This window comes from Mycoplasmopsis gallinacea (assembly GCF_012220205.1).
GTDB classification, from domain to species: domain Bacteria; phylum Bacillota_I; class Bacilli_A; order Mycoplasmatales; family Metamycoplasmataceae; genus Mycoplasmopsis; species Mycoplasmopsis gallinacea_A.
The window spans coordinates 873,484-893,805 of record NZ_CP047225.1 but is presented as its reverse complement, the minus strand read 5'-3'; the positions used below and the strand labels follow the sequence as shown (position 1 = coordinate 893,805).

16 protein-coding genes are annotated in these 20,322 nt (G+C 28.2%); 13 read left to right on the top strand and 3 right to left on the bottom strand.

The features are described 5' to 3' along the window. Positions 1-231 precede the first annotated feature (231 nt). The 5 genes from GOQ20_RS03545 (at position 232) to GOQ20_RS03525 (ending at position 6,914) form a co-directional block, all read left to right on the top strand. The gene (locus GOQ20_RS03545) at positions 232-2,232 is read left to right on the top strand and encodes a DHH family phosphoesterase (RefSeq protein ID WP_167845431.1); all 2,001 of its coding nucleotides are present in this window, start codon (positions 232-234) and stop codon (positions 2,230-2,232) included. Continuing rightward, complete coding sequence (rplI, locus tag GOQ20_RS03540) at positions 2,213-2,674, top strand: 50S ribosomal protein L9 (protein WP_167845430.1); 462 nt, start codon at positions 2,213-2,215, stop codon at positions 2,672-2,674. The genes GOQ20_RS03545 and rplI overlap by 20 nt, the downstream gene beginning before the upstream one ends. Positions 2,675-2,715: 41 nt before the next feature. Continuing rightward, complete coding sequence (locus tag GOQ20_RS03535) at positions 2,716-4,176, top strand: DnaB-like helicase C-terminal domain-containing protein (protein ID WP_167845429.1); 1,461 nt, start codon at positions 2,716-2,718, stop codon at positions 4,174-4,176. Between the two features lie 79 nt (positions 4,177-4,255). After that, positions 4,256-5,491: a CNNM domain-containing protein gene (locus tag GOQ20_RS03530; protein ID WP_167845428.1), complete on the top strand. Its 1,236-nt coding sequence runs from the start codon at positions 4,256-4,258 to the stop codon at positions 5,489-5,491. 55 nt (positions 5,492-5,546) lie between these two features. Next, positions 5,547-6,914, top strand: coding sequence for an APC family permease (locus GOQ20_RS03525; protein ID WP_167845427.1), 1,368 nt, complete (start codon positions 5,547-5,549; stop codon positions 6,912-6,914). Between the two features lie 657 nt (positions 6,915-7,571). Here GOQ20_RS03525 and GOQ20_RS03520 read toward each other — a convergent pair. Then, positions 7,572-9,998: a UU173 family protein gene (locus tag GOQ20_RS03520; RefSeq protein ID WP_167845426.1), complete on the bottom strand. Its 2,427-nt coding sequence runs from the start codon at positions 9,996-9,998 to the stop codon at positions 7,572-7,574. 24 nt (positions 9,999-10,022) lie between these two features. Between GOQ20_RS03520 and GOQ20_RS03515 the strand changes: the two genes are divergently transcribed. From GOQ20_RS03515 to GOQ20_RS03505, 3 genes are read left to right on the top strand one after another with little or no spacing between them, the layout of a single operon-like run. Continuing rightward, the gene (locus GOQ20_RS03515) at positions 10,023-10,499 is read left to right on the top strand and encodes a hypothetical protein (protein ID WP_167845425.1); all 477 of its coding nucleotides are present in this window, start codon (positions 10,023-10,025) and stop codon (positions 10,497-10,499) included. Then, entirely contained in the window at positions 10,499-11,005 is a 507-nt protein-coding gene (locus tag GOQ20_RS03510; protein ID WP_167845424.1) for a DUF4231 domain-containing protein, read from the top strand. Before GOQ20_RS03515 ends, GOQ20_RS03510 begins: the two co-directional genes overlap by 1 nt. Beyond that, positions 10,983-11,357 (top strand): hypothetical protein, encoded by a 375-nt coding sequence (locus GOQ20_RS03505; RefSeq protein ID WP_167845423.1) that lies wholly within the window; start codon positions 10,983-10,985, stop codon positions 11,355-11,357. The genes GOQ20_RS03510 and GOQ20_RS03505 overlap by 23 nt, the downstream gene beginning before the upstream one ends. Positions 11,358-11,387: 30 nt before the next feature. On the opposite strand, the gene GOQ20_RS03500 is transcribed toward GOQ20_RS03505, so the two are convergent. Both GOQ20_RS03500 and GOQ20_RS03495 read right to left on the bottom strand, forming a co-directional pair. Continuing rightward, entirely contained in the window at positions 11,388-12,650 is a 1,263-nt protein-coding gene (locus GOQ20_RS03500) for a hypothetical protein (RefSeq protein ID WP_167845422.1), read from the bottom strand. Then, a complete protein-coding gene (locus GOQ20_RS03495) occupies positions 12,637-12,987 on the bottom strand; it encodes an RNA-binding protein (RefSeq protein WP_167845421.1) in 351 nt (116 codons plus the stop codon). Before GOQ20_RS03495 ends, GOQ20_RS03500 begins: the two co-directional genes overlap by 14 nt. Before the next feature lie 279 nt (positions 12,988-13,266). Between GOQ20_RS03495 and GOQ20_RS04590 the strand changes: the two genes are divergently transcribed. The 5 genes from GOQ20_RS04590 (at position 13,267) to GOQ20_RS03470 (ending at position 20,258) form a co-directional block, all read left to right on the top strand. After that, positions 13,267-14,514: an MAG3090 family protein gene (locus GOQ20_RS04590; protein WP_187468888.1), complete on the top strand. Its 1,248-nt coding sequence runs from the start codon at positions 13,267-13,269 to the stop codon at positions 14,512-14,514. Between the two features lie 109 nt (positions 14,515-14,623). Beyond that, complete coding sequence (locus GOQ20_RS03485; protein WP_198911694.1) at positions 14,624-15,964, top strand: glycine--tRNA ligase; 1,341 nt, start codon at positions 14,624-14,626, stop codon at positions 15,962-15,964. 19 nt (positions 15,965-15,983) lie between these two features. Next, a complete protein-coding gene (gene dnaG, locus GOQ20_RS03480) occupies positions 15,984-18,038 on the top strand; it encodes a DNA primase (protein WP_167845419.1) in 2,055 nt (684 codons plus the stop codon). Between the two features lies 1 nt (position 18,039). Continuing rightward, positions 18,040-19,479, top strand: coding sequence for an RNA polymerase sigma factor (locus tag GOQ20_RS03475; RefSeq protein WP_167845418.1), 1,440 nt, complete (start codon positions 18,040-18,042; stop codon positions 19,477-19,479). A 2-nt stretch (positions 19,480-19,481) separates the two neighbouring features. Next, the gene (locus tag GOQ20_RS03470) at positions 19,482-20,258 is read left to right on the top strand and encodes a Nif3-like dinuclear metal center hexameric protein (RefSeq protein WP_167845417.1); all 777 of its coding nucleotides are present in this window, start codon (positions 19,482-19,484) and stop codon (positions 20,256-20,258) included. Positions 20,259-20,322 lie beyond the last annotated feature (64 nt).

Sequence of the window (20,322 nt, the reverse complement as noted above, 5' to 3'; positions counted from 1 at the left end):
ACTATATTAATTATATCAATTTCAATTATATACAATTGGGTGGTAGAACGCGATTCCGAAAATAAAAATCACTTATGTAAAGGAGGTAAAAATGTAAAAATTAAATTAAATAATTTCTAATTAAAAAACCTTGTTTTTCTTATTATCTTTCGATCTAAAAAAGTAAATCTGGTGTTGAATATGTTAAAATATAAATAATTAATTTACAAATAAACTAAAATAGGAGAATTTATGAACTCGAAACAAAAAGTATGAGTGTATTCACTAGCAGCTTTTTCTTGTTTTGTGACGCTTTTACTCCTTCTTTTTGTATTTATTTTTAATACCGAAATAATTTGAGTAAGAATTTTAGTTGCAATTGGAATTCTTCTATTCTTTTTCCTAACTGGTGTGATGCTTTATTTCCTTATCTATAATTTTGCTCGTACAAGAGAGCTAGTTAAAAAAAGTTTCAATGGTTTCATTGAAGAAATTATGACAAATAACAATATCGGAATTATTGTTTACGATATTGAGTACCGGATTATTTGAGTTTCTAACTTTATTAAAAATAAATTTGGAGATAACTACATTGGATTTTTCATTAGTGATTTTTTCCAAAAAATTGATCCAAGTAAAAATGATAAGTTTAATTTAAATTTAACTAAGTTGCAATTTAAGTATAAGAAAAACTTATATGAAGCTCAGTTCTGGCCTTTAAGTAGTACTATTGTTATTCATGACATTACTACAGAGCAAACGTTTAAAAACGAAGCTTGAGAACAAAAAGCTGTCATTGGAGAAATTGAAATTGATAACTTACAACTTTATCAATCAATTTTATCTGAAGAGCAACTTTTTAACATTAACAAAATCGTTATTGATGTTTTTAAAGAATGTTCAAACAAGTACAACTTCATTTATCGTCAATATACTAATGGTAAATTTATTATTTTCACAAACGAAGTCACGCTAAAAGATTTTGAAAAAACTAATTTTGAAATCTTTACTAGAATTAGTGAAAGAGTCGATAATTTAGATATTAGCAAATTATCGCTTAGTTTAGGTTTTGCTCGTGGATGGAGCTCACTAAAAGAAAAACTTGAACAAGCTAAAAAAGCTTTGGTCCAATCACAAAGTCGTGGTGGAGATCAAGTGACGATTTATTCAAATAATTCACAACCAATTTATTATGGTTCAAATACTGAGATTTTAACTGATAGCAGTAGAACTAAGATTAAAAATATCGCTTTAGAGCTTGAGAAAAAATTATTATCTACTTCAATAAGCAAAGTAATGATTTATGGACATGCTAATGCTGACCTTGATTCAATTGGTGCAAGTTATGGAATTTATGAAATAGCTAAAGCTTATGGTAAAAACGCTTATATTTGCAATAACACCTTTGATGATACAGTTAAAAAACTTTTTGAAGAGAAAAATAATAAGCTTCCAAAAGATATTTTCATTCGAAATATAAATCAAGCTAATAAAATGACGGATTCATCTACTTTAGTTGTGCTTGTAGATAATTCAGATCCATTTAGAACTGATAATAAAGAAGCTTTAACAAATGTGCATCCAAATAATGTTTTTGTCTTTGATCATCACCGTCTTGGTAAAAGTATCGACTTTGCTTCATATAGCAATATTTATGTTGATACATCAGCATCTAGTGCAGCTGAAATTGTTACTGAAATTGCAATGTTCCTTGATTATAGGGTAAATCTTAGTAACGAAATTGCGCAGGTACTTCTTAATGGAATTTATTTAGATACCAATCAATTTTCTAAATCAGTTACCACAAGAGCCTTTGAAGCTGCTGCCTTTTTAGAAAAGCATGGAGCTAAAGGTTCAATTAGTGGTGAGATGCTTAAAATTGATGAAGATACCCAAGCATTAATTGATCAAATTCTTAAAAATGTAGTTGAAGTTAAAAAAGGTTACTTTTTAACTTACACCGAACAAGAAGCAAGTAATGATGTTATTTCCATTGCTGCTAATGAAATTTTAAAAATTAGAGGTAGAGTCGCTAGTTTCGTGGTTGCAAAACTTAAAGGAACTAAAACCTACAAATTAAGTGCTCGTGGTGTTAATACCAATGTTCAAATTATTTGTGAAGCTGTTGGTGGTGGTGGTCACTTTGGAACCGCTGCTGCTACTAGTGATGAAGAACTTGAACAATTTGTAGATAACATCCGGACAGCAATTATCGATATAGGGAGAAAACAAAATGAAAGTAATTTTAATTAAAGATTGTAAAGACGGAAAAGCTAACACAATTATTGATGTAGCTGCAGGATATGGAACAAACTTTTTAATCAAAAAAGGTTTCGCAGTTGCTTACAACCCAACTAACTTAAAACTTTTAGAAAAAAGATTAGATGAACTTAGTGCTAATGAACATGAACACAGAAGTGAAGCTAGAGAATTAAAGGAAAAACTTGAACAAGAAAGATTAAGCTTTACTTTAGAAGCTACTATTGATAAAAACGGACACTTGAATGTGCATGGATCAGTGTCAAGAAAAGATATTGAAAAAACTCTTGTAGAAAAAGGGTATAAATTACCTAAACACGCAATTCAAAAAGTGGACTTTGTAGCTGAAGGGCTTCACGAAGTTAAAGCAGAACTTTACAAAGATATCGTGGCTAAAATTTACGTAGATATCAAAATTCACCAAATTAAAAAATAAAAATCCAAATTAATCATAATTTAAAAGAAAGGAGGCTTATTATGAAAGCAAATTCACCAAAAAATGCTCCTATTAATGAGCTAGATTATGACAATTTAGTTGCTAATCCAAGCAGTATTTATGTTGATGAAAAACTCGAAAGAAACGTGCTTAACATTATGATCACTAATGATGATCGTCAACTTTTAGGAATTGATTATTTTAATGAAGATACTTTCTTCAACATTAAAAACCGCCAGCTTTTTAGTTTAATTAAAAGTGAACACCAAAAAACTAAAAACAAAAACGTTACTTTTAACTATGAAGATATTTCACACTTTGTCAATCGTGAAGAAACAATTAAAGAATATCCTGAGCTTAGCCAGTATTATTTAAACGTTGTTTTATCAAGCGGACTTGCTAATGATAATAACTTCCTAACTTATGCAGATCGCTTACTCGATTTGCAAAAAATGAGAAAAGCAGAAGCATTTATCTTAACTTATTCAAAAAGATTACACTCAGAAAAAGATTTATTACCTGAGCAATTAACAACCGATTTTGAAAACTTTTTCATCAAAAACAACACTAATAGTTTAAATCGTAATAACTTTTTAACCCTTGAAGAAGCTTCAACAGAATTTATTGAAAAGATTATTGAAATTAAAAATAACACAAACATTGTTGAAGATAGTATCCTTTCAGGATTTAGAGGCATTGATAATTATGTTAATGGTTTCAAACCAGGACAATTAATCATTTTAGCTGCTCGTCCAGGGATTGGAAAAACAGCGCTAGCTTTAAATATTGCAAGAAATATTTCGCTTAATTCATCACTTCAAAGAAAAAGAAACGTCATTTTCATTTCTTTAGAGATGCCTACTAGCGAACTTGTAGCTAGAATTAGTTCAACTGAAACAATGGTAGATCTTAAAAAAATTCAAAACCCAAAATATATGCAAGAAGTTGAACTTTCTACACTTCAAAAAGCTAAAGTTGAATATTTAGACAATATGAACATTTATATTGATGATGCTGCTACATCAAAAATCAACGATATTGTGTGAAAAATTAAGCATCTATATAAAAACTTAAAAGGTGAGCTTGATTTCATTGTAATTGACTACCTTCAACTTATTTCAGCACCAGATGCATCTGGAAATAGACAAAATGAAATTGCAACTATTTCAAGAACCTTAAAAACCTTAGCTTTAGAATTAAAAGTTCCAATTATGGCACTTAGTCAGCTTTCGCGGAACGTTGAAAGTCGTGATGATAATCGTCCACAGCTTCACGACCTACGTGAATCTGGAGCTATTGAGCAAGATGCTGACATTGTTATTTTCTTAAGTAGGCCAAAAATGAAAAAAGATGCAAATAAAAACAATGAAAATGACAATAGTCAAAATGTTATTAAAACTAATTTAACTGTTGCTAAAAACAGAAATGGGCAACCTGGAATTGCTAACCTTTATTACTTTGGTAATTATGTTAAATTCCAAGACCCAGAACCTGAAAATTAATTAAATAAAAGGAGTTTATAATGGATTGTTATCCCAGTTATACTTTCACAATAAATATCAAACTTAGAGGTATTAAATAATGTCCCTGACTATTCAAATTATTCTCTTAGTGGCACTTTTAATTTTATTTGTTTTAAGTAGTATTTATAGTGGAAGCGAAACAGCTTATACCTCAGTTTCAAAAGCACACGTTCGTGAAATGGTTCAAAACAAAGAGCGTGGAGCTAAACTTATTTATAAACAACTTGAAAGATACAACCAGCTTTTAAGTGCTATTTTAATTGGAAATAATATTGTTAATGTGGCTTCAGCTACCTTAACTAGCGCACTTCTTGGAAGCATTTTGTCCCAAAATGAAGTTTTAATTGTTATTATTTCTACTGCAGTAGTAACTCCTATTTTAGTAATCTTTGGTGAAATTGCACCAAAATTACTTGCAAAAAATAATCCAATGCGTTTTTTAAAAATATTTTGCTATTTTATTGAAGGGACGTTTTGACTTTTTTATGTTCTAACTTACCCAATTAGTAAGCTTGGTAAAAAAGTTTATGTAACTCACTCTGAAGATCAACTTAAAAGTATTTTAGATTTAGCTCAAAGTGAAGGAGTGCTTCAAACTGGAGAGAGCATTTTAGCTCAAAAAGCACTTGATCTTGATTCAACTAAAGTCTCACAGCACTACATCCGTTTAAAAGATGTTGTGTATTTGGATTATAAAGATAATATATCAAAAGCCCTAGAAGTATTTAAAGAAACCAATTATTCTCGCCTTCCGGTGATGAAAAATGGACAATTAATTGGAATTGTTCTTATTAAAGACATTTTCCACCTTCAAAAAGGAAAAGTCATTAATTATTTAAAAACAGTACCTTTAATTTCAGCTAACTCAATTCTTTCTTCAGCTTTAGAAAAAATGCGTTTAGCTCGAGCACAAATGGCTTTTGTTACCCAAAGTAATAACAAAGTTGATACCATTGGAATTATCACAATGGAAGATATTATTGAAGAAATCATTGGTGAAATTTATGATGAATACGATGATGAAGAAGAAATTTACGAAATTTCACTTCAAAAATCAAGAGTAGTTGTTAGTGCCTATATTTACGATGTATTCAAACAACTGGAAATCGATTTAGAGCTTCTTAGTGAAGATGAAGAAGAAATGACGGTTCGTCAATACCTTCTTAAAAAGACTAATTCAAAAAGAATTTATAAAAACACTCGTTTTAACTTAAATGATATTGTTTCATTTAAAGTTGTTGAGACTTTTCAAGGTAAACCAAATGATACCATTGTTGAGATCAACAAAATTTAAAGTAAAATCGCTAGCTAAATGCTCGCTTTTTTATTGCTAAGCCTAGAAAGGATCTATGAAGAAGAAATTTAACTCCATATCTCTTGCGGCTTTATTAGTTAACTACATGGTTGGTTTTGGTTTTATAGCCACAATCATGAAAATTGTTAATTTAGGACCATGAGGAATTTTAGTTATTTCATTAACATTATTTGTGGCTATAGCCACAGCTTTAGTTTTTACTCGGTTATCTAATAATTTCCATGAAGAAGATGGTGGTTCAATGTATTTTGCCAAGCAGACTGGCAAGGAAAGTTTTGCTTTTTACGTTGGATTTAACCAATATGCGCAATATCCTCTTTTTTCAGCATCAGGACCACTTTTTTTAGTTACTGCTGCTGAAACATTAACATCTAATAATATTGTTTTATGAATCGTTCGGATTTTTTCAATTATGTTTTTCATTTTCCTTGCTTTTGTTTCTACATCGAAACTTAAAACAAGTAAATTCATAATTTTTGGAGCAGCAATTGTTAAATGAATTATTCTTTTTATCGGTTTTGCAATTCTGCTTTATTTAGCAACTAAATTTAATTATTACAGCTACAACTTCACTCATTATCAAGATGTAAATACCTACTTAATTCTTTCTAATTCACTTAGCTTTATGTTTGCTTTTTCTGGAATTGAAATTATGCCAAGCTTTGCCAAAGAATCTAAAGTTAGAAATTACAAGAAAGTATTTATCATCTTATTTGGTACAGTTTTATTCATCTACTTTATCGGATATGTCCTATTTTTAGGTACAAAAATTTCAATTTTTGATGGTAAGTTTGTCAATATTTACACTCAAGTTCATCACTATGGTTCAATTTTATTTATCATCTTCTTAATTTTTTATAATGTTTCAGACACATTAACTAGCCAACTTGCTTACTCCAGAACTTTATCTTACTTTGCCAAGCAAGGATATCTTCCAAAGAAAATAGCCTTAGAAAACGAAAATGGCGAGCATAAAAATGCTATTTGACTTAATACCATTATCATTTTGACTTTTATGACTTTCTTTGTGCTGCTTCCTGAAATTTTAAAAGCACTCGGAGTTAAAATTGAAAAAGATTATTTCAATAGCTTCCTTGATCTAGGAACAATGACTTATTTAATCCAGTACGTCGGCTCTTTTATAACCCTTTTACTTTTAGAACAGCAAAAGAAAGTGCGCAAAATTGCTCTAATTGAAAAAATGTTTTATTTTGTAGCAATTTTTATCCTTGTATCAATGATTTTAGTCCGTCTATTTCCATTTTTAGCTGATGGACCTTGAAAAGTATCTAACTGAATTTCACTTTTTACTTTTATATTGATTCACATTATTATTTTCACTTTAATTTATCTTAAAAAGCAAAGAAATAAGAAAGAAATTTTAGCTAAAGCAAATAATTAAACCAAAAAAACAATGTTTTTCGAATAACCTCTATTTCTACCAAAAAGCGCTTAATTTTTGAAAAAATTGAAAAATTAAGCGCAAAAAGTATTAAAATTAGATAGGAGGTAAAAACCTCCAGATTTCAAATAAATTCAAAACTATTCTTAATCTTTTCTTTTCAAAAAAAATTTTTCAATCTATTTATATAATATTTATATTTATAACTTATTTTCATTTACATTTACAAAATTTAAAATCTATTTATGTTCTCAAACATTCATTAAATATTGATAAAATCACTTTATTTAATTTCTTTTATTATTTTTATTTTATATATTAATATCATATAAACTTTTAATTTATACATCTATGTAATATACTCCTTGATTTGTTTTACCAAACAATAATCTCTTAGTTATCTACAAATCAAATATTATAGTCATTGTTACTTTTATCCTTTTATTTATTTACATTTTTACACTCATGCAAAGCATTTCTTATAATTTATCAATGACATAATTTTTACAAAAAGTCAAATGCTTATTTACTTTGTGATCTATCATGATCTTCTTCTAGATGTATTTACTCCTTTTTGTTTTTATAAAATATTTATTATTTTATTTACCTTTCTTTGCTTTGCAAAAAAACCACCTTTTACAGGTGGTTTTTTTATCTTTACTTAGTTACAATATCTAATTTACCATCTTGGTAGATGTATTCGAAATTTTCATTTTCAATTTGATATTCGAATTTATCAATTTCAGGAGCTGCACTGCGAACTAGCATCATTAAAAATTCATACACCATAATCATAGCTCTAACGTCATTTTCGCAGTATCTTTTAAGCTCAGGTTCTTTTTCCATTTTTCAAACATTATCACCAGTGATTTGAGCATGTCTTAAAATAGCTTCTTCCATTGCCATAGTCCCTTTTTGAATAACAAGTTCCGAATAAGGGGTAATTAAGGTTTTTAAAGGAAACTGATTTTTAGTAATATATTTTTCAATCTTTTTAATTGAGAAAAAGTGCTTTAAAAAGTTTATATGAATTAAAGTTGTCTTTAAAAAATCAGTTTTTTCAATCATTCCATAGTATGATTCTGAAAGTAATTCAATTTGATGATTTTCATTGGTCTTAAAGAAAAAGTACCCCTCTTTATTTCCAATATGAAATTCATGGAAGATTGCTTTTTTTTCAAGTTTATTATGGCTAAAGCAATCAGCTAAGTCAATTGTGTTATTGTTAATGTGATCCACGTGAGAAGCAAATTCACTAACATCTATATATTGTGAGTTAAATCAATTAATAAACTCAAGGTCTTTATTATCTTTAAAGGCACGTCTTACAAGCTCTTTAATTTCTTTATTCCGCGTATTTTCGTATGTTTTGTTAAATACTACATAATAATCAGCTTTATTGCTGTAAATAGTTTGGATAAGCATTACTAAATCTTTTAATGTAATGTTTTTGGTATCGACTACCACATTTTCAACATTTTTTTCAACTCCATTAACAGTTTCGATAACTGATACTTGGTTAACAATTTGACCATATGAAGAACTTTGATCTAAAATTGGGAAAACATTTGAAAATCCTTCATAATCGTATCAAATCACTCTTTTATCTTTAATGTGTAAATTACGGATGTAATTTAAAAAGTGAATGTTAAAGTAATTAGGAACTCTTTCAAAAAATTCTTTATCATTTTTATATAATTCGAGGTTTTGTAAAGATTTATTTTTGAAGAATTTAGAGCTTATTTGCTCAAAATCAGGTCCTCAAATGTATTTTCTAATTGCATTAACTTCAAGTTGATTATCAAGGAAAAGTTTTTTAGGAAGCACAATGTTATTTGGAGCACTAAATTGCTTTTGATAGCTTAAATCTACAATTGCATAAGGAAGATGTTCAACGCTTTCTTTAACTGAGAAAAAGTAAGCAATAGCATCATAATTAAAATTATCACCAAATTCAAAATATGAATTAATAATGCAATCTAAATATTTATCAAAAGTATCTAAATATATATTTTCATCTTTTTCTATATTTGAAGAATTTGGATCCTTAAATTTAATTTTAACTTCTTCACCAAGCTGATTAATAATTGTTTTTTGATAATTAGTGTAATTAATTTTATTATAATCTGCCTTAATAACAGTTGGTTCTTTAGGGTTTGGAGAAATTTTTCCAAAGCGTGCACTTTGGAAAAATGAACCTTGAGATTTATTACCTTCATAATATGATCCAGTTTCAGTAAAAAGTCTTAATTCGCCAGTGTTTTTAAGTGCATAAAAAAGTTCTTCATCTTCTAAAGTAGTAGCAGCGGTGGCTTTTTTTCTTGGCTTACCCTTGGCTGCTTTAGTAGCTGAATTTCAAGTTGAAAATGATTCGTAGAAAGTACATGTATCTTTAGTAGTATTTTTAGTGATATTGTTATCAAAGAAATTGATGTTAATTACACTAATTTGTTTTACATTGTAATTTAATTTTCTAAGCACATTGTAGGTAAAAAATCCTTTGTAAAAGAATTTAGGTTTAGCAAAAGAAGTGTAGTTTAAAAAGACAATTTTTTGCTCCTGTTTATCGTAAAAAAATGCATCCGCATTAGTGTCGAAAATTTCTCCATTAACTGCTTTTTGATAAGTAAAAAGTGGGTTAGAAATTAATTTAATTGCATCATTTTCTATAGCAGCTTTAGTTTGAGATCATTTAGCTTCAGCATTATTTTTAGATGAAATATCAGCAATTTCGTTTATTTTATATCCGTATTTTTTAATGTAGAATTCTCTAGCTAAAGCAACATATTTTTGGAACGAATCGCTTTCAACTTTATTAACTATTGAAAGGTTTTCACCTTCTTCATTATCCATAAAGTCACCAAGAAAAATATCTTCATCATCCTCATTTTCTCCTTCTTCCTCAAGGTGCTCTTTATAATTCGCAAAGTATTTAACACCGCTTTTATCAAGTGGTCATTTTTTTGAATATTCGCCATTTTCAAGGCGCTCTGCAAAGTTTCCTTTAATTCAAATTAAAGCAGGGTTATCTGTAAAAACCCTAAAAAAAGTCTTAAAATTGATTTTAATATTTTTGTTATTCATAATTATTATTATAATTTATTAGTTATGAATACAATATTAAAAACGATTAATAAAAAGCTTAAAAAGGATCACACCAAATTACGAATTTACAAGCTTCTTGATCGCTTAATTTCATTTATTATCGCAGTTTTAAATATCTCAGTACTTTTCATAGCTATTTATGCTTTAATCAAACTTGTGAGAATTAATACAACTGAAGCTGATAATATGAAAGATATTAAGTTTTCATTTTATTTAATTTTAGTTTTTGTAATTTTTATCATTTGTTCTTTTATTTTAACTATTGCGCTTGAAGTTTATAAAAATAATTCGCGTTATCAAGAATACAAAAAAGTCTATAACACAATGGAACATTTACTTGTTAAAGAAGCTCAAGGGATTATTAGCGAAGAAGAACTAATTATAACTATTGATGCTCTTTGAGAAAAAGCAAGCGCCAAAAGAAAAATTGTTATTAAGCAAATTGTGCAAAATCAACTTGAAAAAGGACCAATTAAATAATGAAAGAATTTAATGCTTTTCGTCAGTATAAAAAACTTTATTTAAAAGTTTGAAACAGAGTTTACATTTATGGATTTTTTTATTATTTATTAAACTTAATAACAATTATTTCAGCACTTGCGATTGCAATTATTGCTACTGTTTTTATTGCCGGAACTGTCAAGTATCCTAATGATATGGTAAATCCATACAGAAGTTGATTTAATAATGGAACTAACTACGTAATTTCCACAACTATCATCAACTCAGTTGTAGCTTTAATTTCAGGACTGCTTTCATTTTTCTTAATTAACAAAAGATTTAATGATGCTAAAAATAGGATTCAAAAAATCAACATTGAATATACCTTATATAAAGGTAAAGAAATTTATTATTCTGATGTGGATAAAAAAACTCGTGATTACATTTTATACAAAAGAGTCACAAAGATAGTTTCTTATGATCGCTTTAGCACTGATTATTTAAATGAATTAAGGGTAGAATATGACACAACAAAACAAGGATAGAATTTTCTCAATACTTAAGAAAATTAAGCGTAAAAGAAACGGTAGCCGTTTTTTATTTATAAGCATGAGTCTAATTTCAATAATCATTTCAGCTTCATCAATTATTTTAAACCTTTATGCAATTAGATACAACGTTTTACCTGTTCAAACAATGAGTTTATTTGTCGCTATTGCAGTTATTTCTTCGGTTATTACTTTTTTAGTAACCATTCAATCATTTTTTAACATTACTGAAAGTAAAAATAAACTTGAGCAAAGTGTTGAAAAAAGAACCGAACTTAAAAATAAAATTGAAGAAAGTAAAGAAGTTAATGAAAGTTTGGTCAATGAACTTTTCGATACTTATGTTTAAATAAAAATCCTCTTAATACCAAGAGGATTTTTATTTAAATGGATCAATGTCTTGCTGAATGCAATATAAAATTTTGCATCAGTAAAGCAGACCAAAAAACTCACCTAAATTAACTTCATCATTAATATCAATTTCAAGTTCAATGGTTTGGACTAAATCATTAAAGGAAGTTAGATAATTGTTAAAAACATTAAAAGATTGTTCGTTAATTTCTTCAATTGTAAATTTTTCATATTTAATTGGGAATTCAAAATCATTAACAATTGAAGAGAGCTGATAGTTGTATTTTTTCTCTTTAAACCTAAAATAAATAATGCTTTTGTTATTTTCGCCTGATATGATGCTTTGCCCTAAAATTGGAAGTTGCTCTGAAAGAGTAACAGCATCATTATATAAGTTTTTAGAAAGAGTGCTTTTATTAAATAAATGAGCTGCTAATTTAACGCTTTTAGTTAGATTCGAATCATAACCAATAAATAAGTTTAAATCCGGGCAATATGACTTGGAATTTAAATCGGTAATAACACTATAGTAAATTGACATATCAATAGCTATTTTGTCATAAATTTGATCTTTAAATAAATTATCAGTAATGTTTTTATACCCCTGAATTAGCTTAGCTACATTAACTCCTTGAGTAGCTAGTAGCACTAATGAAACTTCAGAAAAAAGCGGATAATTATTATTTGTATCTTCAGAAGCGATTAATACGTTCTGAATAGGAAGGTTGTAGTTTTCAAAAATCTTATAAGATCTTTTTTTACCAATATAGTAAATATACTTTTTAACAAGGAAATCGCTAGCAATAGTAGCTAAACGGTTCAAAATAAAGGAACTAATTTGTCTAAGTTTTTGGTTTTTATTGAAATTATCAATGAATAAAAGTCGAATTTTTCTTTTTGAAATATTGTTAAAGAAATGGTTAATTTTTTCATTAACTGATTCATAAGATTCAAATTCATTAATGAAAATTAACTTGATTTTATGTTCTTTATTAATATCGTTTTTAGAATAAAGAAATTCTAAAGCAGCTTCAACTGAAAGACGAATTTCATAAGTGGTTAAAATGATTAATTGTTCTATTTTTTGGTCATATAAGTAATTACAGAAATTAATAATTTTATCAATTCCAGTAACTGCAAAATTTAAAGCAATGTCATTAAAAGCTAAATATTCAGACCCTTTAAAATCAAGCGATTGTAATTTTTCAATTAAAGAATTAGATTGCTTGAATTTATCTTCTTTGAAAAATTCATTTTCAAAAGAAAGATTTTTTGATTTAATTTTTATCATTTTTTACCTTTTTAAATGTCGCTTTATTAAAAGCTTCTAAATTTTTAAACCCATTTCTTGTGGCTTTTAACATAAAGTTGTTATTATTTTTTCCAAAATTAGGATGATTTTTCTTAAAACTACCATATCTCATATTTTTTTCTTTATTGTAAAAAAGAAACACAAAATTGATAACTTCACCCACTTTAAAAGTGTTTTTTACATTAATTTGCTTTTTATCAGAAATTTCTTTTTTAACAATGTTGTATTCTAATTCGTTTTTATCCACCACAATTATATTGTTAGGAAAAACTTTTTTCACTTTCCCTGTAATTATTTCATTTTTACTATATTTCATAATTTTAATTATAATGTTTTTACATTTTTTTAAAAAGAAATCAAATGCAGAAGCTATGCTTTGCTTTACTTTTGAAACTTTTAAGCCTTAAAAATAGAACTATTTGTTTTTGTTTCAAGAAAACACTCTAAAAATGTGAAAAAATAACTTTTTTGCTTGTATTATGGGAATTTTAGTAAAAATAATCTATAATTCTTTTTATATAGAACAAGAATAAAAAATATATAAAATTTTATGATTTAAATCTTTATTTTAATTGTAAATTTCAAAGGAGCCAAAATGAAACGTTTACAATGTTTATACAAACCAACCAAGGATAAAAATTATCCTTGAGCATTGAAACATCCAAAAGTTGATTCACCACTTGCACTTTTTAAAACTCGTCAAGATGCAATGAACTGATTTTTAGCACTTGGATATGATTGTGTTACATGATTTCACACAGAAGAAGGAATTTGAGGTGGAAGCGTTCTTGCTGAAAAATTAGAAAATCAACAAGAACAAGTTTTTGAAATTAATGTTGACAAATACGATGGTGGTGTTAAATTACAAGATGCTGCTCAAGAATTATTTGTAAACCTTGAAACAGAAAAAAGAAACCAAAATGAAGCTGAGAAATACTTATCAACTTTAAATGATTTCAAAATTATTAAAAATCACGAAACATACTTCCCAAAAGATGATGTTGTTAAAGTAAGAAGAACTAAAAAAGTTGAACCTGAAACAATCGTTAAGGTAGAAAAAGAAGTTGTTGTTGAAAGAGTTGAAGTCCCAGTTGTTAAAGTTGTTGAAGCTAAAGAACCAACTGTTGAAGAAGTTAAATATACATATTCAGCTGAATTATGTAAAATGGGACAATTAAAAGCTTTTGCTTTATATGCTAAAAAATTAGAATCAGTAGCTCAAAAATACTCATCACCAGTTAAAACTTCATTAGAAGATTTTAAACACATTGAAGCTAACTTAGAAGCTGCTGCAAAAGAATTTGACAAACTTGAAAGTGAATTTGAAAACACAGAACACAAACACGTTTATGAACTTGTTCAAAAATCACTTAAAAAATCAATGCAAACAATTTTAAGCAATGTGCAAGAAGATGATTCTATTACTTATTCACCTGCTACATCACTTTATTTTGAGGAAAAATGTTGCTCAAAAACAAACTTAAAACTTTCACAATCAACATCATACGTTCTTTACGGAAAACACCATGTTGGATTTGTTGAAGAAAAAGATTATCCATATGCAGTTTTTGTTAAAGAAGCACCTAAATACTCAACAAACTTAGTAATTTTTGAAAACGAATCACCTGCAAAAGTTGTAGAAAAAATCGTTGAAGTTGAAAAAGTTGTAGAAGTAGAAAAACCAGTTGTTGTAGAGAAAGTTGTGGAAAAAGAAGGGGAAAAAGTAGTTGTAAAATCAGGATCATGAATTTGAGATTGATTCGCATTTATGCTTTTAGGTATCGGTTACTTAATTTTAATAGTTGTTATCTTAATCTTACTTTTCACAGGAAACACAATTTAATAAGCAAATTTATTTAATAACTCGCAAAAAGCGGGTTATTTTGCTTTTTATTTAATAAAATAAATTTTATTAAAAGTGGTAAAATTAGATAACTATGAATAAATTTAATATGCAAGACCTTGTTAACCACCTAAAAACTAATGGATTTGTCTTCCAAGGAAGCGAAATTTATGGTGGTCTTTCTAATACATGAGATTATGGACCTGTTGGAACTTTACTTAAAGACAACATCTTAGCTCAATGAAAAAGTGAATTTATAACAAAAGAATCTGCTAACTATTTAATTGATTCAAAAATCTTAATGAATCCAAATGTTTGAGTAACTAGTGGACACGTTTCAAATTTTAGCGATCCGCTTATTGAAAACAAAGTTAACGGAAAACGTTATAGAGCAGATAAATTAATTCAAGAAGTTGATCCAAGTTTAATTCCTGAAAAAATGACTTTTGATCAAATGAGAGATTTTTTAGTTGCAAATGTGCATGAATATGAAGGTGCTAAAACTAATTGAACAGATATTAAGAAATTTAATTTAATGTTCGAAACTTTCCAGGGAGTCACTGAAGATAGCAAATCTAGAATTTTTCTTCGTCCTGAAACTGCACAAGGAATCTTTGTTAACTTTAAAAATGTACAAAGAACAATGCGTGCTAAATTACCATTTGGAGTTGGTCAAGTTGGAAAAAGTTTTAGAAATGAAGTAACTCCAGGAAACTTTATTTTCAGAACTAGAGAATTTGAGCAAATGGAATTAGAATTTTTCACTAAACCTGAAGAAGCATCTTATTGATTTGATTATTATGTTCAAAAAGCTTACAACTTTGTGCAAAAATTAGGGATTTCAAAAGAAAACATTGCAATTAGACCACACGAAGCTGAAGAACTTTCTCACTATTCAGCAGGAACTACTGATATTGAATTTAAGTTCCCATTTGGTCAAGGTGAACTTTTAGGAGTTGCTAACCGTACTAATTACGATTTAAAATCACATATGGAAGCAACTGGAGAATCGCTTGATTATTTAGATCCTCAAAGTAATGAAAAAATCATTCCATACGTTATTGAGCCAAGCATAGGACTTGATCGTTTAATGCTTGCAGTTATTTGTGATGTAACTTACATTGAAACTCTTTCAGAAAATGATACTCGTGTTGTAATGAAATTCCCAAAACAAATTGCTCCATATAAATTTGCAGTTTTACCACTTGTTAAAAAATTAAATGAAAAAGCTAAAGAAATTTTTAATCAATTAGTTGAAGCAGGAATTTCAGTAACTTATGATGAAGCTGGTTCAATTGGTAAAAGATACCGTCGTCAAGATGCTATTGGTACATTTTACTGCTTAACAATTGATTATGATACTTTAGAAGATAACCAAATCACAATTCGTGATCGTGATTCAATGGAACAAATTAGAATCAACATTAGTGATTTAAAAAACTATTTTTAATTTTTAAAAGGAAAATATAGTGCAAAACGTAAATAAAGAAATCATTGATTCTGTTATTAAAAATGCAAGAATCGTCGACGTAGTCGGCGAATTTCTTAGTTTAACTAAAAAAGGAAATAACTACCTTGGACTTTGTCCATTCCATAGTGATTCAAGCCCAAGTTTTACCGTCAATGAGCAAAAAGGAATTTACAAATGTTTTGCCTGCAACGAAGGTGGAAATAGCGCCACCTTCTTGATGAAAAAATTAGGGATAACTTTTTATGAAGCATTAGAAAAACTTTCAAATATGCAAGGAATTGAGCTTAATTTAAAACAATTTAACAAACAAGGTTATTCATACAATCCTGAAGATACCGAAATTATTGAACTTTTAAATTCAATTAATACTTTTTATAAATTTGAGCTTATTAAAAGTGTCGATCCAAACATTAAAAACTTTTTAAAAAATAGACATTTAGATAATCAAATTATTTTAAATAAATTTGACATTGGATATGCACCAGAAAATCAACTTATCAATAAAGCTAAAGAATTTAACTACTCTGAAGAAGATCTTGTTAAAGCTGGGCTTATTAATCCGCAGCTATATGAAATTTTTAAAAATCGGATTACCTTTGGAATTAGAAATAACAATGGTGACTTAGTTGGTTTTAGTGCTCGTGCGCTTGCTAAAAGTGAAAATGCCAAATACATTAATTCACCTGAGACTAGATTATTTAACAAATCACAAATTCTTTATAACTACCATAACGCTAAAAACAAAATCCAACAACTTAAAGAAGTAATTATTGTTGAAGGATTTATGGATGCTATTGCTTGTTATAAGGCTGGAATTGAAAATGTTGTAGCTGTTATGGGAACTGCTTTAACTAAGCAACACCTTAGCTCGCTTAAAAACAACAAAATTGTTCTTTTTTTTGATAATGACACAGCCGGTTTAAAAGCTACTATTCGCTCAGTTGAATTAATCCTTCAAGAAGGGATGGAAGTTTTTGTTATTGAAAACAACTTTGAAAAAGATGCAGATGAAATTCTTCATCACCATCAAAATGGAAGAGATGATTTGATTAACTTAATTTTCAATAACCGCTGCTCTGCAATTGATTTTGTGTATCGTAAGTTGCAAATCTTGCACAATTTAGATGTTTCACCTGAATATTCAAACATTAAATTATTTGCTAGCGAGCTTATGCGAATTTTTGCTAATGCTCAAAGTGATCAAATTAAATACTTAATTAACTTAGTTAAAAAAGATTTTAATTATGATATTGAATTTGATTTTGAAAAGAAAAATCAAATTCAAGCTTCAAATAACTTTTCAGATTATAAAGAAAACGATCTTTACATTAATGATCCAATTAGTTATGATCAAGACCAACTTCTTGGGTATATTCCTGAATATGTCCCTGGTGAATTTGAACCCCAATTTCACGGAAGAATAAATGATAATTGAGATACTGAAAAAGTCATTAATGAACTTGAAGATTTTATCGTCATGGACAATCGGCTTACTTTATTAATTAGATGTTTAAGTAATGATGCTTACTTACAACTTTTTATAAATGAGCTTCAATCTAAAGAAATTTATGAGGAAGCTTTTATGTGAGACGATCAACTTTCAACTGATGAACTGCTTAAGCAAACATATAAAAACTTATTAATGTTTTGTAAGTTCAAATTAGATGCTAATTTTTCACCTGAATATGAAAATATAATTCACCAGCTTTTTCAAAGCGTGGAACAACTTTTAGAAAGAAAAATTAGTGAATTTAAACTTAATAATCCTAGCTTTGAAAGAATTTATGAAAACATTGATTTCTTTGAGCAAACTTCCAATTTAAAAATCAAAATTAATAACTCACTTAGTGAAGAAGTTAAAACCGTTACTGATTTAAATGTGCTTAGAAATCACATCAAAAATAAATTAAACCTAATTTTAAAAGATAGTATTAAAGCTTTTGAAATTAAAAATGAGAAATTGACCCAAATTAATATGAACACTAAATTCATAGGTGAAAGATTGTACCAAGCAATTTCTGTAATGAAAAGCGATGAGAAAAAAGGAGAATAAAATGGATAAAAAATATGATTTAGTTGTTGATTTATTAAAAGATCAACTTAAGAAAAAGAAAAAGAAACACCTTTCGCAAGAAGAAGTGTTTGATTTTCTTTTAAAAAATCAAATGGAAATTACTGAAGATAATGATGATTTTTTAGAAAGATTAATTTCTGAAGACATTGTTAAAAACGACTTTGATGAAGGTGATTTCGATGATACAGATCTTGATGATTTTAAGAAAAATGCTGGAATTTTTAGTGATTCAGATGATAAAGACAAATTAGACGAATTAGATGATAAAGATTTTAGCGAAGATTTTGAAGATGAAGATTTTGAAGACGATTTTAGTGATGAAGATGACAACATAGATTATTCTCCTGAAGATTACAATGAAGAAGAATCTTCTGAAGATGAAGATGATGAAGAAAAAGAAGAAGATGAGGAAGACATTTTAGATTTTCACGGTGATGATTCAGATTTAGACTTAGATCTTAGCTCACTTACTTTTGATACTCACGAAGGTGGAGTGCATCTTGAAGAAGAAACTCAACAAAAGAAAAACCTTTCAAATAAACTTACAGAAACAAATGACATTGTTAAATGATACATGCGTTGAATTGGTAAATATGGAGAACTCTTAACAATTGATGAAGAGCGTCAATTAGCTGAACAAATGGAAAAAGGTGGATTTAGAGGTAAAAGAGCTAGAGATAAACTTATCCAAAGAAACTTACGTTTAGTTATTAATAATGCTAAAAAGTACAAAAACCGTGGACTTAGTTTTATCGACCTTATTTCAGAAGGAAACGCCGGAATTATGAAAGCTGTTTCTAAATATAATGTTCAAAAAGGGTTCAAATTTTCAACATATGCTACTTGATGAATTCGTCAGGCAATTACTAGAGCTGTAGCTGACCAAGCTAGAACAATCCGTGTGCCAGTGCATATGGTAGAAACAATTAACAAAATTTCTAAAATTGAACGTGAGCTTCAACAAGAGCTTGGACATGAACCAACTGATGAGCAAATTGCAGAAAGATATGACAAAAACTTTACTGCTGAAAAAGTGCGTTACATTAGAAAAATCAACATTGACCCAATTTCTCTTGATAAACAAGTAGGTAAAGAAAATGATTCATCATTTAGTGATTTTGTTAAAGATGATAACGTAATTTCTCCAACTGATCATGCTGCTCAAGAAGAGCTTCAAAGTGCTTTAGAACGTATTTTAGAAGCTGATTTAGAAAAAGATGAACGTGAGCTTATTTGCAAGCGTTATGGAGTTGGATTCGATGAAAATGGTGAAAAATACCGTGTGCATTCACTTGAAGAACTTGCTAAAGAAAGAAATGGTGTTTCAAAAGAACGTATTCGTCAAATTGAAAACAAAATTTTAAGAAAGCTTAAAAACGGAAAACACAGTAAAGAACTTAAAGATCTTTACCGTCCATAATTATGCGTGTTAGAGAATTTTTAGCTTTCTTAAATAAACTTTATCCGCTTGAAAGAAAAGAAATTTGAGACCCTTCTGGTCTTAGTGTTAAAGCTAACCAAAATAAAAAATTTACTGGAGCTGTTATTGCAATTGACATCACTAATGAAGTGGTGGATTTTGCTATTGAAAATAAGTGCAATGTCATTTTAACTCACCACCCTTTTTTCTTTGAAAAAACAAGGGAATTAGAATGAATTAAAGCACCATATAAAAAAGAACTTGCAAGCAAAATGCTCCAAAATGGAATTAGTGGATTTGCGATGCATACTAATTACGATATTGACATTTACGGAACTTCATATCAAATATTAAGATATCTTGGCTGAGAGCATTTTTATAACTATGGATCACCATCATATAGTGCTTTAGCAACTGTTAAAACAAGCTTTAATGATGTGGTTACTAGACTTAAAAACAACCTTAATTTAAGCGAGTTTAGAACTAATGTTGAAACTCAAAACTTTGATAAACCAATTGAAAAAATTGCTTTTTTAAGCGGAAGCGGATACATTGGAGAAATTACTCAAATAGCTCAAAAAGGGATTGATTTAATTGTTAGTAGCGATTTTAAATGAAGCGATTGAATCGCCTTTAATCAAAACCAAATTCCTATTTTAGAAATTCCGCATCTTGATGAGGAAGTGTTTGCTTATCACCTTTTAGAGCTTCTTCAAGCTAAATTACCAGAGTTTAAATTTTTACTCAAAAAGACAAAAGTACCATATAAAAACCTTTAACTTTTTACTTACCTGCACACCTTAGTGGTGTGCTTTTTATACTTTTATACCTTGCTTATAGGCA